Source organism: Acinetobacter sp. RF15B (assembly GCF_007558235.1).
In the GTDB taxonomy this organism is placed as follows: Bacteria; Pseudomonadota; Gammaproteobacteria; order Pseudomonadales; family Moraxellaceae; genus Acinetobacter; species Acinetobacter lwoffii_C.
Genome location: NZ_VLSR01000050.1, coordinates 1 through 1,251, shown reverse-complemented (window position 1 = coordinate 1,251; position 1,251 = coordinate 1). Strand labels below are relative to the sequence as shown.

Genomic DNA, 1,251 nt, shown 5'->3' with positions numbered 1-1,251 from the left:
CGGATGCATATATTGCAGAAATTACTCAGCGCTTGAATCATCGTCCAAGAAAAAGACTCGGCTTTAAAAGTCCGAGTCAGGTATTATGGCAACAACATGGTGTTGCACTTCAAATGCTAATCTAAGTTTTCTAAACAGCCTTTATTTAAAATACTGCGCTTCTTCCGATTGTGGATACTGACTTAATAGCTGGTTTTTATATTGCATCGCTACATCAGGCTTGTGTTCTACATCCTTACTGATGCTATAAAGCTGATACAAGGCACGTGGTGCACGCGATGATTTGGGAAAGCGTTCTGTAACTACCGTATAATTACGCTTGGCTTCTGCAAAATTGGGTGGATCAATGGCCAGATTAAACTCAGCCAGCCAGAAGTGCGCATTGCTGATATACACGCTATTGGGATTGTTCTTGATAAAATTCTGCATTGGTGCGATTGCTTTAGCAGCACCGCCATTTTTATAAGCATCCAGTGCAATGGTATAAGCGGCTTTTTCCTGCTCATTAGCTTGTGTGCTGCTGGTGTTTGCTGCGGGTGTTGAACTCAAACTGGGAGAAGTATCCTGTTGATTATCCTCCGTTGGTGCATCCTCGGTCGGTTCTATTTTTTGCTGTAATAATTCCAGACGCTGATCTAAGTCGGCATAACGGTTGGTCAGCTCGCTTTTAAGACGTTCAATCTCGTTTTCCTGCTCTTCCATTTTTCCGCGCAAGCTACGCAAATCATTTTCAAGCTGCTGGTTTTTTTGCATGATTTGCCAGCTGGTATTGGTCTGTACAGGCGCATCTGAGCTGGTAGAAATAGCGGCTTGTGCTGCAGGATTGTTGGATTGGCTTAATCCGCGTGATTCTATTGGAATGGCGGCAAGCAGGGGCGTTGTAAAGAGTGCAGTCAAAGCACACAATGCCGTTTTCTTAAACATTCTATAATTTCCATAATTCTTGGCGAGCCCTGGGCTCGCTACACAGTTATATCAACAAGAAGATCTGCTCTCTATTATCCACATTAGAAACGGCATTTTTAGAAATTGCAACAAGGTTTTACAAAGATTCAGTTAATTTTGCTGTTCATGAACTGAATATGAAGATCAATCAAAAAGCGCTAAAATATCCAGACTGTTTCTAGGGCGTGTCCTCATTTGAAGAATTGGTTTTAAATACTTAAAATCCTCCTTTGAGTTATTTTTATTTCTACATTTTCAATGGCACGCACTCTTCTTACCGATGATATCTGGCAGAAAATTCAAGAT

The 1,251-nt window shown here is 41.4% G+C and carries 1 protein-coding gene; it reads right to left on the bottom strand.

Annotated features, from left to right (window positions below):
- Positions 1-141: 141 nt before the first annotated feature.
- On the bottom strand, positions 142-924 hold the full coding sequence (locus E2K74_RS14410) for a YbgF trimerization domain-containing protein (protein ID WP_151208230.1): 783 nt from the start codon (positions 922-924) through the stop codon (positions 142-144).
- Positions 925-1,251: the final 327 nt, after the last annotated feature.

Excerpts from the sequence above, each read along its gene's own strand:
- E2K74_RS14410 (WP_151208230.1), bottom strand. The coding sequence starts at position 924 with ATGTTTAAGAAAACGGCATTGTGTGCTTTGACTGCACTCTTTACAACG.